The sequence below is a fragment of the Shewanella abyssi genome (assembly GCF_023284025.1).
In the GTDB taxonomy this organism is placed as follows: Bacteria; Pseudomonadota; Gammaproteobacteria; order Enterobacterales; family Shewanellaceae; genus Shewanella; species Shewanella abyssi.
Genome location: NZ_JAKIKR010000007.1, coordinates 114382 through 129435, shown reverse-complemented (window position 1 = coordinate 129435; position 15054 = coordinate 114382). Strand labels below are relative to the sequence as shown.

The 15054-nt window shown below is 42.6% G+C and carries 13 protein-coding genes; 11 read left to right on the top strand and 2 right to left on the bottom strand.

The window, feature by feature from the left end; genetic code table 11:
• Positions 1-491 precede the first annotated feature (491 nt).
• The 3 genes from L2755_RS05360 (at position 492) to L2755_RS05350 (ending at position 1593) form a co-directional block, all read left to right on the top strand.
• Entirely contained in the window at positions 492-857 is a 366-nt protein-coding gene (locus L2755_RS05360) for a hypothetical protein (protein WP_248979704.1), read from the top strand.
• A 27-nt stretch (positions 858-884) separates the two neighbouring features.
• Complete coding sequence (locus tag L2755_RS05355; protein ID WP_248979703.1) at positions 885-1190, top strand: Fis family transcriptional regulator; 306 nt, start codon at positions 885-887, stop codon at positions 1188-1190.
• Positions 1191-1407: 217 nt separating this feature from the next.
• A complete protein-coding gene (locus L2755_RS05350) occupies positions 1408-1593 on the top strand; it encodes a hypothetical protein (RefSeq protein ID WP_248979702.1) in 186 nt (61 codons plus the stop codon).
• An 84-nt stretch (positions 1594-1677) separates the two neighbouring features.
• Here L2755_RS05350 and L2755_RS05345 read toward each other — a convergent pair whose 3' ends face one another.
• Complete coding sequence (locus L2755_RS05345; protein WP_248979701.1) at positions 1678-3765, bottom strand: bifunctional 2',3'-cyclic-nucleotide 2'-phosphodiesterase/3'-nucleotidase; 2088 nt, start codon at positions 3763-3765, stop codon at positions 1678-1680.
• A 337-nt stretch (positions 3766-4102) separates the two neighbouring features.
• Positions 4103-6280, bottom strand: a complete 2178-nt coding sequence (locus L2755_RS05340) for a M3 family metallopeptidase (protein WP_248979700.1) — start codon at positions 6278-6280, stop codon at positions 4103-4105.
• A 214-nt stretch (positions 6281-6494) separates the two neighbouring features.
• Here L2755_RS05340 and L2755_RS05335 point away from each other — a divergent pair, with 214 nt between their 5' ends.
• The 8 genes from L2755_RS05335 to rnd all read left to right on the top strand — a co-directional run bounded on the left by L2755_RS05335 (position 6495) and on the right by rnd (position 14952).
• Positions 6495-7991 (top strand): dipeptidase, encoded by a 1497-nt coding sequence (locus tag L2755_RS05335; protein WP_248979699.1) that lies wholly within the window; start codon positions 6495-6497, stop codon positions 7989-7991.
• 267 nt (positions 7992-8258) lie between these two features.
• A complete protein-coding gene (gene tsaB / locus L2755_RS05330; RefSeq protein WP_248979698.1) occupies positions 8259-8972 on the top strand; it encodes a tRNA (adenosine(37)-N6)-threonylcarbamoyltransferase complex dimerization subunit type 1 TsaB in 714 nt (237 codons plus the stop codon).
• A gap of 60 nt (positions 8973-9032) precedes the next feature.
• On the top strand, positions 9033-9341 hold the full coding sequence (locus L2755_RS05325; RefSeq protein ID WP_248979697.1) for a hypothetical protein: 309 nt from the start codon (positions 9033-9035) through the stop codon (positions 9339-9341).
• A complete protein-coding gene (locus L2755_RS05320) occupies positions 9334-10065 on the top strand; it encodes a M50 family metallopeptidase (RefSeq protein ID WP_248979696.1) in 732 nt (243 codons plus the stop codon). Before L2755_RS05325 ends, L2755_RS05320 begins: the two co-directional genes overlap by 8 nt.
• A gap of 87 nt (positions 10066-10152) precedes the next feature.
• Positions 10153-10986, top strand: a complete 834-nt coding sequence (locus tag L2755_RS05315) for a class I SAM-dependent methyltransferase (protein ID WP_248979695.1) — start codon at positions 10153-10155, stop codon at positions 10984-10986.
• Between the two features lie 10 nt (positions 10987-10996).
• A complete protein-coding gene (locus L2755_RS05310; protein WP_248979694.1) occupies positions 10997-11890 on the top strand; it encodes an alpha/beta fold hydrolase in 894 nt (297 codons plus the stop codon).
• Between the two features lie 166 nt (positions 11891-12056).
• A complete protein-coding gene (gene fadD, locus L2755_RS05305) occupies positions 12057-13730 on the top strand; it encodes a long-chain-fatty-acid--CoA ligase FadD (protein ID WP_248979693.1) in 1674 nt (557 codons plus the stop codon).
• 112 nt (positions 13731-13842) lie between these two features.
• Positions 13843-14952, top strand: coding sequence for a ribonuclease D (rnd, locus tag L2755_RS05300; RefSeq protein WP_248979692.1), 1110 nt, complete (start codon positions 13843-13845; stop codon positions 14950-14952).
• Positions 14953-15054: the final 102 nt, after the last annotated feature.

Below are 15054 nucleotides of genomic sequence, written 5' to 3'. Positions count from 1 at the left end.
GCTTTGTTGTTCTCACATGATTGAGAGTAGGGTAATGACGTCACAACATAATCCTGTCTATACCCATCTTACCTGAAGATGCAGGATTCAGTGGGAGTTTAATGGGCTTTAATCAAGGCATTGATTGCCACTAATGGTCTTTCCCTTAGTAAAAACAATAACACAGAGTAAAGCCCATTAAAACCCATCGCAGAAGGCGTTGTGCAAGCCCACTTCGTTGTTGCACTCACTTAAAAGGGAATAACCATTTCTACGTTAATGCGCCTAGAATTGAACTGGCACAACACCTCTGAAACGAGCATCTTCTAGTAGGATGGGTATACAATAATGCCTAATGTTTTACCGCGTTACTCAGTTAATAACAACTCAAGTTGGCCTGTTGGTCAATTTGTATCTATCAAAGAGATAGTCTTAGGCAGCTATAAGTAAAGGCGTTATTATCTTACTTCAATGTTTCGCCGCTTTGTCGGCATATTTAGGTAGGAAATAACGTGGCGATTGAACAGCAAGAGATGATGGCGTTATTAAGTGAACTTGAATGCCGTACCAACTTCACTATCAAAAAAGTCACTGAGTATATGTTGCCGAAACTGAAAGAACCTTTTTACCTATATGTTGATGGTAAACAACTTCAGTTAGTGATCCGGCCTGCTTATGAAGTGTTTAAGGCTGATTTTGCTGCACTAGATGGTGTCACTGCAAAAGAGCAGTATTGTCATTACTCTGAGATGACCCGTTTTCCTAAGCGGGTACAAAAAAGTGTCAATGGCATCCATTATGGGTTGGCCTTTAGTTTCGACAATATTGATTCAGCAAAAGGCTTTATCAACAAAATAATCTCGATTAATCAAGGATAGTACTGCAGCAATTGGACTGAGGTTAGTGTGAAAAAGAGCGACAAAAAGATTGAGAATGCTATCCGCATATCCTTAACCGAGGTGTGTGAAAGCCTTAAAGGTGAAGTCTCTGGATTTGAATGGCTTTGCCATAGAGTGGATTTTTCAAATGTTAACCAAAGTTTGAAAGTTACCTTTATGTTCGCCACTAACCAGTCACTAAGAGAAGCCAAGTTGCGGTTACAAACAGATGAAATGGCTAATTTAGCCTGCCATGCTTTGGCTAAACATAATATCCAGATAACAAATGCAGCAAAACAGTTTGTTTTTGACACTGAAGAGCGACACTCATAGTTGTTAGCTGGTTTAGCTACATATAGCTTAATCGCCTAGGTGGCGATGTATAAAGCCAATATAAATCGGCCAAATAGTTGCTAAATGAGTACATCAAACTGCTTGTTGGGGTGTGGTTAACATTTTGTAGCAAGTAATAGATGGCGTCAACGACAATAGCCAGCCATAATTTAACGATTGGGACAGTTAGCGATAAAGACAGGGAGCCGAATCCAATATGGATACTAATCAAGTGACCCATCAACAGGATCCAGTTGATTGCGATAACGATATTGAGATGTTGTCACAATTAAATCGAAAAAGATTAAAATTATTTGGCTTAATGCTCGGTATCGTCGCAGGTTTACCCGCGGGTTTCTATAGTGCTCGCTGGATTTATCTATGGTTATTTCCAGTGAGTTAATGCAAGTATTAGCCATATTTAAAAAGGCTCCCGAAGGAGCCTTTTTAGTGGGTATAACTATGACTATAACTATGTATCTATAGCTTATTTAGCAACAGGGGCTGTTGTTAAATCGATGCTGTAGATTGCAAAACCTGCCACTGTCGCGTCATCTTTCGCTAGTTTAACCATGACGCGTTGTTGATTTTCAGCAACGAAGGTATCAGCAAGCTCGCTATCTTGGGTTTCAAAGCGAACATCTAGCACTACATTAGTAGTGATGGTTTTGAAATCCCAGTTGTAATCAGCGCTTGGATCTACAGCGCTATTGTAACCGCCAGCACCGTCTGGTTGAGATTCGCTAGTAATGTACTCTGCGAGTGCTTCACGGTTAGAGTCAGGTAGTTCTAGTACTACGTGATCAGAACCTGTCCCCGCAAATGAGCCACCAAAGGCGCGATAGTTATTTGATGCAACCACAAACTCTTTCTCTGCTAGCTCTGCACCGGTAAATTCTTTACCGTCAGCATCGGTATAGGTTAGGTCAACAATACGGTTTGCATCGGCATCAACTTCAGTACAGCTGTTGTCGAATCGAGTTGGCTCTGTGACATCAATTTTGTAAGTTAGGCCATCAATAACATCGAAGTTATACGTTGGGTGACCTGCACGGTTGATTAGGTTTTGTGGCGCAGTGCTGGTTGGATCTATTTGGTTAAACTGATTTGCGCTACATTCTAACCAATCTTTAAGCTCTGCACCGGTCGCTTGAACAGCAACCATAGTATTTGGATATAGGTATAAATCGGCCGCATTGCTATAAGTTAACTCGCCTTTTTCTACCATGACAAACTGGCTTGCATCGCCTTCAGCATAACGACCACCGGCTTTAAACGGTGCAGAGGCTGATAAAACAGGTAGTTTTTTAAGATCTTCATTGGTACCGTTTTGAATCACTTGCGCAACTTTAGCAATCTGTGCATCAGAAACAATCTGTACCGTTGGATCATCTTGAACCAACGTCAGGAAGCTATACATGTCGGCAGCAGCAACACCAATAGGTTGACCAACAAACTCTAAAGTGCCTTCATGTTCAAGTACAACTGCGTCACGGATTGATTGCTCTCCTTCAACTAACTCCACTTTATTTGCAGTGTCATATACTGGACGCGATTCAGTTTGAGATTCCTCATGGTAAACATTCCACTTTCCATCTTCTTTGCGAAGTTTAAGATCGACAATACCTAAGTTATCACCCCAACGACCTGGCATTACCGCTGGAATACCGTTGAGTAAGCCTTTTTCAACATCGGTGTTTGGTAAGTCTGCATAGCCCGCAGCAGGGAAGACAGAGTGGCTGTGACCAAACATAATGGCATTGATGCCTTCAACATTTGTCAGTGCGTAAGTCGCGTTCTCTGCCCAAGGATCGCCTGGATTTTCAGTTGAGCCGATACCTGAATGCGGGATTGCAATAATAACGTCAGCACCTTCGGCTTTCATCATCGGGATGAATTTTCTAGCCGCTTGGGTAATGCCGAGAACTTCAACTTCACCGTCTAAGTTTGCTTTGTCCCAAGTGAGAATTTGCGGTGGCACAAAACCGATATAACCGATTTTAATTGTATGCTCGTCACCATTGCTATCAAGCACAACTTTATCTGTGATGATGTATGGAGTGAACATATTGTCAGCGAACTCAACTTCGTTCCAACAACCCTCTTTTTTAGCACAAATTACATTTGAGTTGATGTAGGGAAAGTTTGCACCGGCGATGGCTTTTTCCAAGAATTCTAAACCGTAGTTGAACTCGTGGTTACCAATGTTTCCTACGACGTAATCTAAAGTATTCATTGCTTTGTAGGCTGGGTGGGTATCGCTCATCCCAACGCTTGCAATATAATCACCCATTGGACTACCTTGCAGTAAGTCGCCATTATCAACCAATACAACGTTGGCTGATTCAGAGCGAGCTTCGCTGATTACGCTAGCCGTTCTTGCTAGACCGATAGTAGCGTCTTCTTTACCACTGTAGTAATTGAAATCCATGATATTAGCGTGTAGATCTGATGTTTCTATAATACGAAGATCAACATTTACTTGGCTGACTTTGTTGTCATCGTCATCTGAACCACATGCTGTTAGACCCAATGTCGACGCGATAACTACTGCTAAAACTGTTTTGTTTAACATATCCATTCTCTTATATTTGGTTTAGACCCCAAGAAGCCATTAAGCACTTCTTAAACTGTTAATAGGTTTATTTTTGGCATAACTCACTATTAACGGATGGGATTATAACGACTCTTTATGTGTTTTTTGTGATCTGGGTTTGGGTTTCGCTGTATCAATTTGTGACATTGCTCGGCATTTAATCATGAGCATATTTGCTAGGCGATATAACAAGCTGTTGTTGTTTTATTGTTGGTTTTAAATGCTCTTCATAACAAAAAAGGCACACCCTAAGGGTGTGCCTTTTTAATGAACGCTTGTTGTAGTGATTTATACTTTACACACCCGCATCTGTTTTTTACTTAGCTAACAGACCACGGCTACGCAGTAGTGGGGCGATCCCCGCTTCTTTGCCACGGAACTGCTTATATAGCTTCATAGGATCTTCACTGCCACCTTGTGATAGCACGTTATTTCTAAAGGCATCTGCAGTGGTTTTATCGAAAATACCATTCTCTTTAAAGGCTTCAAATGCATCTGCACCTAAAATATCAGACCAAAGGTAGCTATAGTAACCAGCAGAGTATCCACCTGAGAAGATATGTGAGAAATAAGTACTGCGGTAACGCGGTGCAATCTCACTGATAAGCCCCATCTTGTTTAAAGAATCAGCTTCGAACTTAGCCGCATCTTTAGGCATAAAGTCAGTCACTGTATGCCAATCGAGATCAAGTTTTGTCGCCGCCATATATTCAACGGTGGCAAAGCCTTGGTTGAACTTGCTTGCAGCTTGAATTTTCTTAACAAGCTCCTGTGGGATCACTTCACCTGTTTGGTAATGCTTGGCAAACTGCGCCAGCACTTCAGGTTGTGTCATCCAGTTTTCCATCACTTGAGAAGGAAATTCAACATAGTCGCGCGGTACTGAAGTCCCCGCTTGTGAGCGATATTCTACATCTGACAACATGCCATGTAATGCATGACCAAATTCGTGGAATAAGGTGCTGGCTTCATCAAATGTCAGTAATGCCGGAGCATCACCAACAGGGCGTGGATAGTTAAGTACGTTAACGATGATAGGTTTAGAGTCAACGCCATTCATGTTGTACTGTTGGCGATAAGAGTTCATCCAAGCGCCACCACGTTTGCTATCACGGACATAATAGTCGCCCATGAAAATAGCCATGATTTCGCCATCTTTGTCATACACTTCCCAAGTGCGGACTTCGTCGTTGTACTTTGGCAGATCGGTACGTTCTTTAACGGTAATGCCGTATAAGCGGTTAGCGGTATAGAATACGCCTTTAAGGGTATTTTCTAGAGAGAAGTATGGGCGAGTTTGCTGTTCGTTGAAGCTATATTTAGCCACACGAATTTTATCTGAATAATACCACCAGTCCCAACCTGCTAGCTTAAAATTACCGCCTTCAGAATCGATCAACTGCTGCATATCAGCAACTTCAGCTTCTGCCTGGCTAAGGGCTGCCGGCCACACTTTATTGAGTAAGCCATAAACATTCTCGGGCGTCTGGGCTGTGCGCTCTTCTAGTACAAAGTGAGCGTGGGTTTTATAACCCATTAATTGAGCGCGCTCGGCGCGCAATGCAGCCAATTTCGCGAGGATCTTTTTGTTGTCGTGCTCGTTATTGTTATTGCCGCGCTCAACATAACCCTTATAGATCTTTTCGCGAAGTTCGCGGCTATCTGCATAGGTTAAAAAAGGCGTGATAGAGGGGCGTGAAGTGGTAAATACCCATTTACCTTCATGACCACGCTTAGTCGCAGTTTGAGCGGCAACACTGATGACATCATCAGGCAGACCTGAAAGTTCCGCTTTACTGTCGATAACCAATTCAAAAGCATTAGTTTCAGCAAGTAGGTTGTCGCCAAACTCTAGGCTTAATTTTCCTATTTGATCATTTAGAGCACGCAGCTTTGTTTTGTCAGCATCATTTAAGTTAGCACCGCCACGAGTGAATGACTTGTAAGTATCGGCTAATAGTTTTGCTTGAGCCACGTTTAACGTTAGTGCGTCGCGTTGATCATAAACGGCTTTTACTTTTTGGAACAGTGCGTCGTTAAGTAATACATCATCGCCTGCGGCAGATAACATTGGAGACACTTCTTTAGAGATAGCTTGCAGCTGCTCATTGGTGTCGGCACCGGTTAAGTTATAAAAAACACTGGCGACTTTAGTTGTTAGCTCACCAGAAAACTCCATCGCTTCGATAGTGTTTGCAAAAGTTGGCGCATCTGGGTTATCAATAATCGCCTGTATTTCAGCTTGATGCTGTGCAATACCCGCTTTAAATGCAGGTAAATAATGTTCTGCTTTGATTTTAGAAAAATCTGGAATACCAAAATAGGTGTCATAGGGCACAAAAAATGGATTGCTGGCATTGCTTTCAATAACTTGCTGGGCAACAACATTAGCTGCTGTTTGGCTGTCAGTGGTATTATTCGCGCTGCTGCATGCGCCAAGAGAAAGTGTGATTGCAATGGCTACAACCAATGGTTTAAGGGTAGATCCCTTCATATTTTAAATCCCCGATTTTACTTGTTTTAATTTTCATCAATATCTTTGCATTGACGTTAACGTCATTAAATATCACGGTTTGATATGTTAAATCTATTAAAAAACCGTATTGTTTGTAACAAATATTTTAAATGGCTATTTTTTATCACTTCGGGGGCAAAAGTTATGGCAAACTGAGGCCGTTTTTTTAAATATAATAATAAAATGGATGACCATGAAACGTTTACCGCTGCTCTTTATAGCCTTACTTTCTCTTCCTATCGATGCCGTTGAGCCAGAATCAGACAAGGTTGCCAACTATGCTGTTGAGCATTATGCAGACGAGATGGTTAGCAGTCTTGAAAACTTGGTTCGATTCAATACTGTTGCAGTTGATGGCACAACGCCAAATACCAATGCAGAATTTATTGGCTTTAAAAGTGAGCTTAAAAGCCTAAGTCAGCAACTGGGTTTAGATTATAGTGATCACGGCTACGTAATTTTAATTGGATTGGGCCAGCAACAAGATAAGCTGGGGGTCATTACCCATGGTGATGTGCAGCCTGCTAATCCTGCTTTATGGCATCAAAGCCCGTATCAACTGGATATGACCTCACAGCCTGGTAAACTTATTGGCCGTGGTACAGAAGATGATAAAGGTCCTATTGTGACCGCGATGTACGCCATGAAGTCGATAAAAGACAATAGTATAAGACTCAATAAACGTATCGAACTGATGGTTTATTTGGCTGAAGAATCAGACTGGACTCCGCTTAAAACGTTTTTAACCACTTTTACTCCAGCAGATATCAACATTACCATCGATGCCGAATATCCCGTTGTCACCGCGGAGAAAGGTTGGAGTAAAATCGAATTTATTATCCCAACTGTTACAGACAAAAATGTTAATGGGAAACGACCGACACTTAACCAGTTCTCCGGTGGTTATTTTGCTAGTCAGGTACCACAGCAAGCCCAAGCCGAAATTAGTTATGCAGATGAAGAGCTGATTCACCAGTTAAAACAGCAGGCAAAAAAGCAGCAGGGGATGCATTATCGCTTTGAACAAAAAGGCAGTAGTTTACTTATTCGCGCCGATGGTAAAGCGGCACATTCTTCAACTCCTGAAGATGGCGTTAACGCAGTAACGCATCTAGCGCAGTTGCTTGCTAGTCATCAGTGGCCCAAGACAACCGCTTCATTAACTCAGGCATTTATCCACGAAATGGTGGGCATGGGTATTTATGCGGAGCAGTTTGGCGATATCGCTTATTCGGATGACTTTATGGGACCTATGAGTTTAGCGCCAACAATAGTCAAAGCCGGGACAGAGGGCACGCATGTGATGATTAACCTACGCCGACCCGTGGGGAAGACACCTGAACTGCTTGATAGCCAAGCAGCTGAAGCACTGCAACAATGGCAAGCAAAACATCAAATTAAGTTAATGGCTTTAGAGACTTATTGGGGAAAGCCAATGGTGATGAAGGATACGCCACATCTTGATACTTTACTTGATGTTTACGCCCACTTTACCGGTGTGAAAAATCCTCAACCTGTCGCTATCGGAGGTTCAACTAATAGTAAGCTATTCCCTAATGCCTTAAGTTTTGGACCCGCCATGCCAGGTGTCGAATATACCGGTCATACTGAGAATGAATTTATTACTTATGACCAATTTATGCTGAATCTTAAGATGTACACCGCAGCATTTATAGAACTCGCTCGTTAGTTTTCGTCAACGGTGGAGAATTATTGCGCTGTTAATGGGGTTCATTGGTAATTTTTAGGGCAAAAAAGTCCCATTGGTAAAACTATTTTTCACTTCTACTTAAAGGGGCGGGACGGATTAGGTATAATCCTTGCTCTTTTATAGTGAACTAAGCTATGCACTGTGAGCCAGTACTGATTACTGTGTGAGTGATAGCGAGTTTCTCCTGCAACACCTAGGTACACATTTTACGTGTTTAGGCCGATTATTGAGTTTGGTAAGTAATAAATGACAGAACAGTCCATCGAAGTAACTCCGCTGAGTATACTCGCGCTTGATACATGTACAGAGTCATGCTCTGCTGCGCTAACGCACAATAATAACCTCTTCAGTGAGCAAGCTGATGCACCACGGGAACACAGCCAAAGGTTATTACCCATGGTGAAGTCTGTGCTATCAAAAGCAGAGATAAAACTTACCGAGGTTGACTTAATTGCCTACGGCAGAGGTCCAGGCAGCTTTACCGGTATTCGGATATGTACCAGTATCACCCAAGGATTAGCTTTGGGTCAGTCGTTGCCTGTTATCGGTATTTCTACGCTGGCAACAATGGCACAAGCTGCCATTGGAAATGGTGCCAAGCAAGTCTTAGCCGCCATTGATGCACGTATGGGAGAGGTGTATTGGGGACAATATATCAGCGTTGATGGCCTAGCCACTTTAGTCAATGAAGAGGTTGTCAGCGCACCAGAAGCGATAGTGCTAAGCTTGAATGAAGCAGACATGATTACTGCATGTGGTACAGGTTTTGATGCCTACCCACAGTTACTTGCATTGGCGGGAGGGCTTACAGTATGCGAGCTTGCTAAATATCCAGATGCAAAGTTTATGGCTGTTTTGGCGCGAAAAGGACATGCTTTAGGGTTGAGCACCAGTGTAGATGAGCTCAAACCCGTTTACCTGCGTGACACGGTAACGTGGAAAAAACTCCCAGGGAAATAGTAGCTTGGGTAAGCTTGGGTGAAAAGTTCGCTGCATTTTTTATAGATTAAGGACGATTTGATGCAAATTAATTCAAATCAACTTATACCTTCAAAAGTTGAAGTTAATAAGTCGATAGGGACAAATCAGGCTGCTGCTGTAACTGTAGATGCAGCAGATCCAGTGCTGCCGATCCAAGCGCAGCAGTCCTATCTGTTTAATGATTATAACGAAGATGCCGCAGCGCTAACATCACGCCTTGGGGCGCATATAGAGTATGAAAATGACACTCGAGGTCACCGCGGCGCAGTGGCTGAGTATCTCACCAATCAACATGCAGCAAGACGTGAAGAGATCCAGCAAATGGTAGGTATAGACACCTATGCCTAATATTTGGCCAACAAGCAGCTCTTCCATTCATTCAGGTCAGTCTCTTGCTCCATCCTCTTCTGGCACTCCGAGTCGTGGCCGTTTTTTTATTGAGCTATTGATTGCATTCTTAGTGACAAAACTGCCTTTCATCAGTGTGCCGTTTAAATGGCTAGAAAGTTATTTTCATGAATTGTCCCATGGCTTGGCGACACTCTTTACGGGTGGAAGCGTTAGCCATATACAGCTGTTTCCTAATGGCGCAGGTTTATGTTTTAGCCAAGGTGGCTGGCCTTTAGCGATTGGTTTTTCTGGCTATTTTGGCGCTGCGTTATGGGGTTATTTGATTTTTACTTTTGCAACCTGGCCTAAAGGGATCCGTTTTAGTTTTGGTTTGTTAGGTGCTGTCGTCATCTTAACGACACTGCTTTGGGCTAGAGATCTACTGACAATATCTATTTTAGTGTCACTAGCATTGCTATTTTTAATGCCATTAAAACTAAATCTTAATCGATACTTAGCCACCAGTTTACGTATTATGGGATTGATGGTGATATTAAATGCACTCGCTAGTCCTACCGTTTTATTTGGCCTACAGGGGCAGGGAGATGCGAACATGTTAGCGGGGCAAAGCTGGATCCCTGCGTGGTTCTGGGTGCTTGTTTGGCTAGCAACCAGTGCCTTTATGTTATTTCTTTGCTGGCGTCGAGTTGACAGACAAGCGGATAAACTTAAAGCAAAATAATATAACAAAGTGTAAATCTCTGTTTCATAGGCTTGGATTTTAACCTATTGGCTGATAGGTTGATGCGTCTATATACGGAGATATCGAATGAAAATTAACACCCTAGCCGCAAGTCTTATTGTTACAGGTGCGTTTGGCCTATCAATTGTTAGCCCTACAGTTTCTGCTCATGTTCATGAAAATTCAGCACTGGATTCCGCTGTTAGTAGTGATTTCCGCCAAACTAAAAACACCGCCAGAGACAGTTATAGACATCCACAAGCAACGATCGCATTTTTCGGTGTTGAGCCTACTGATACCGTTATTGAATTATGGCCTGGAGGCGGTTGGTATGCTGAAATTATAGCGCCTTACCTTGCTGAGAAAGGGCATTACATCGGTGGTAATTTTAACGCTAATCCAAAAGATGAAAAACAACGTAATGGATATCGAGCTAAAACGGGGAAAAAGTTTGAGCAATGGCTAAAAGATAATCAAGCCAAACTCGGTAACGCGTCAACGGTTACCTTCGATCCTCCAAGCTTCTATGCATTGGGAGATGACAATAGTGCCGATGTGGTACTGACCTTTAGAAATTTACATAACTGGGCAATGAAAGGTTATTTAGAGCCTGTTTTCGACTCCGCTTATAAAGTGCTTAAGTCCGGTGGTACCTTTGGTATCGTGGAGCACAGAGCTATCCCAGGTATGGATGCAAAAACGGGTTATATGGATCAAGCTGAAATGATAAAGCTGGCTGAAAAAACTGGTTTTACATTTGTTGAAAGCTCTGAAATTAATGCTAACCCTAAAGATACCAAGGATTATCCAAAAGGTGTTTGGACCTTACCACCACGCTTAGCACTTGATGATCAAGATAAAGAAAAGTATCTCGCCATTGGTGAAAGCGATAGGATGACGCTCAAGTTCACTAAAAAGTAATTGGTATAATATGGATCTGTTTTGCGAGCAAGAAAATGAAATAAGCATTCAATTACCTCATATTAGGTTATCAGCCAAATTATGGGGCTCGCAAGACAAGCCATTAATATTGGCGTTGCATGGTTGGTTAGACAATGCCAATAGTTTTTTACCTTTAAGCCGTTATTTAGCTAACTACCAAATAATGGCAATCGATTGGCCTGGACATGGATTATCTGAGCACCGTCCAGGTCACTATCCGTTACATTGGATTGATTATCTCTACGATTTAGATGCTCTGCTCGATGCGCTTCCTCTGCATCAACAACCGATAGCCATTCTAGGACACTCCTTAGGGGGTATTATCGCGTCAGCTTATACCGCAGCATTTCCTAAAAAGGTGGGTCAGTTAATCCTTATTGAAGCTTTGTCGCCGCTGTATGAGAAAGAGAGTAAGGCAAAGCAGCGACTCAATAATAGCTTTGCTGCACATCGGCGTTACCTACAATCTAAGTTGACCACTCCCAGTGTCTATCGGGATATTTCTGTCGCTGTCAATGCACGTCATAAACTTACTGCTTTAGATGTGGCATGGTGCGAAATTATCACTCAACGTAATATGAAAAAAATTGATTCTGGAGTATGCTGGCGCAGTGATCCCCGCTTAAAGTTAGATTCCCCATTAAGACTGGCTTATTCCCAAGTTGACGCATTAATGCAAGCACATGAAGTCGAGACATTACTTGTTTTCGGCCAACAGGGCTTCTCTCAACTTAAGAGTGCAATTCCAACCGCTAGACGTTGGTTTAAGCAGCTTGAAGTCAGGGAACTTGAGGGAGATCATCATCTTCATATGGGGAATGCGAAAGAGGTGTCTTTAGCCATTGATCATTTCTTGACAACTAATGGCAGAAAAAGAGACTAGGTTTTTTGTTTCATTTATGTGATGATAATCAAAATTTAAACGCTCGTATGATTTATTGGCGTTTCTTATAAATATAAAGATTTGACAGTGTTTAGCTTGTTTATTGGCAAGCTGCAAACGACCGTTGAGGTATTGTTTCCCTAGGTGGAAATATTAGGAGATTTTTGTGGACCAACTTTGGATTAATAATCTACCAGACGATGTGCCTTCCGAAATAGACGTGGAGCAGTATGCTTCTTTAGTGGATCTATTTGAAACATCCGTTTCTAAATATGCAGATCAGCCCGCCTTTGTCAATATGGGCGCGACCTTGACGTATCGTAAACTGGAAGAGCGTAGTCGAGCATTTGCGGCTTATCTGCAAAATGAGTTAAAGCTGAGTAAGGGCGACCGTGTTGCCATTATGATGCCTAACTTACTGCAATATCCAATCGCTCTGTTTGGCATATTACGCGCAGGTATGGTGGTCGTTAACGTCAATCCACTCTATACCCCTAGGGAGTTGAAACATCAGCTGACAGATTCTGGCGCTAAAGCGATTGTGGTGGTATCAAATTTTGCCCACACCCTAGATAAAGTGGTTGCAGAAACATCTGTTGAAAGTGTCATACTAACCGGGTTAGGCGACTTACTCAGCGCGCCTAAACGTACCGTGGTCAATTTTGTGGTTAAGTACATTAAAAAGATGGTGCCTAAATACCATCTACCACACGCAATTTCGATGCGCAAAGCGTTATCGAAGGGTCGTCGTTTGCAATATGTAAAACCCGTGGTGAAAAAAGACGATTTAGCGTTTTTACAATATACGGGTGGAACTACTGGTGTCTCTAAAGGTGCAATGTTGAGCCACGGTAACGTGGTGAGCAATTTGCTACAAGCGGATGCTTCCTATGGCTCATTGCTGATCAATGGTAAAGAGTTCGTTGTTACAGCGCTGCCGCTTTATCATATCTTCGCATTAACGGTGAACTGTCTACTGTTCTTGCATAAAGGCGCCAATAACCTGCTGATCACTAACCCAAGAGATCTGCCTGCCTTTATTAGCGAGCTCGAAAAGCATCCTTTTACTGCGTTAACTGGCGTCAACACACTGTTTAATGCATTGGTTAACTCTGAAGAGTTTACCAAGCTCGACTTCTCAGATTTAAAACTGTCTATTGGCGGCGGCATGGCAGTTCAGCGTGCAGTTGCAGACAAGTGGCAAGGGATCACCAAGACACGTTTACTGGAAGGTTATGGCTTAACAGAAGCTTCACCACTGGTGACATGTTGCCCATACAACTTAGACGGTTACAACGGTTCTATTGGCTTCCCTGTCGCTAACACCGACATTCAAATCAGAGATGATGATGGTAAAGTGTTAGCCCAAGGTGAAACCGGTGAACTCTTTGCCAAAGGTCCGCAGGTGATGGTGGCTTATTGGCAACGTCCAGAAGAAACGGCGAATGTCATTGATGCACAGGGCTACTTAGCCACTGGCGATATTGGTTATATGGACGAGAAAGGCTTTTTCTTTATTGTCGATCGTAAAAAAGACATGATTTTGGTTTCTGGCTTTAATGTATTCCCCAATGAAGTTGAAGAGGTTATTGCGCTGCATCCTAAAGTCATTGAAGTTGCCGCTGTTGGAGTACCCCACGAGGTTTCCGGTGAGCTGGTGAAAGTATTTGTGGTTACAAACGATAAATCTTTAACCAAAGAGGGCATTATCAAGCACTGCCGCGAACATTTGACGGGATATAAAATTCCTAAGCTGGTAGAATTTAGAGACGAATTACCCAAAACGAATGTAGGGAAGATCCTACGTCGTGAATTGAGAGATGAAGCTAAGCATGATTAGCACTCTTGATGATTAGTGGTAATCGCCACTTTTTATAGACAGAAGCCGGCGTATGCCGGCTTTTGCATTATTAGGCCGAGTTCAGCTTATTTCAGGATTTTTGGAGAAGACTTTGTTAGCGTTTCAATATATTGACGATGATGCCAGTTTAGCGGCGCTCGTAGCGCAATACCGTGAAACCAAGTTACTTGTAATAGACACTGAGTTTGTAAGAACTCGCACTTATTACGCTCGTCTAGGGCTTATTCAAGCTTATGATGGGAAAACGTTAGCACTCATTGACCCACTTGCTGTTAGTAATCTCAGTCTGTTCTGGAGCTTATTAACCGATGACAACATTATCAAGCTGTTGCACTCTTGCAGTGAAGATCTAGAGGTCTTTGCTAAAAACGGTGACTGCCAACCTAATCGATTATTTGATAGTCAAATTGCCGCAGGTCTTTGTGGTATGGGTTATGGTATGGGCTATGCCAAATTGGTAGAACATACCCTTGATATCAAACTGGATAAAGGCGAGTCTCGCACCGATTGGTTGAAACGTCCTTTGAGCGAAGCACAATTGAACTACGCCGCAAATGATGTTTATTATTTGTACGAACTCTACCCCCAGTTAGTCGAGAAGCTAGAGTCACAAGGGCGATTAGATTGGGTCTATGAAGACGGCGAGCGCATGACGTTAGGTCGACTCGATACTCCCGATCCAGAAGTGGCTTATCTTAAAGTTAAAAATGCATTTCAGTTGCTGCCTCGACAGTTAGCCGTATTGAAAGCGTTAGCAAATTGGCGGCTAAAGCGAGCGATAGCAAAAGATCTCGCCTTGGGCTTTGTGGTTAAAGATCATGCATTGATAGCGTTAGCGAAAAAGATGCCAAAATCGTCTAATGAACTGTATAAAATAATGGAAGTGACAGAACAAGAAAAACGTATTCACGGTAAAGAGATCATCAAGATAATCGAAAACGTTAACTTTGATGATCTTCCTAAGGCATTAGATGTATTAGCGCTTAAAACCGGTTACAAAACGGCCTTTAAGAGTATTAAACAGTGCATAGCGGAACAAGCTGAGGCACAGGATGTTCCTATTGAGCAACTTGGATCAAAAAAATTGATCCATGAATATTTGCAATGGGTATGGGATGGTAAGAAAGGTGACTTGCCTCTCGTGTTAAACAGCTGGCGTAAAACCGTTGTTAGCGACGCACTCAACGCGCTTGCTTTGTAGAATGTTGCCTTGTGGCTAATCGTTCTATTACTGCGCTTTAGCTGTATAAGTTAGGCACAAAAAAGCCCGTATATCACGGGCTTTTTTTATGGGCGTTAAGTG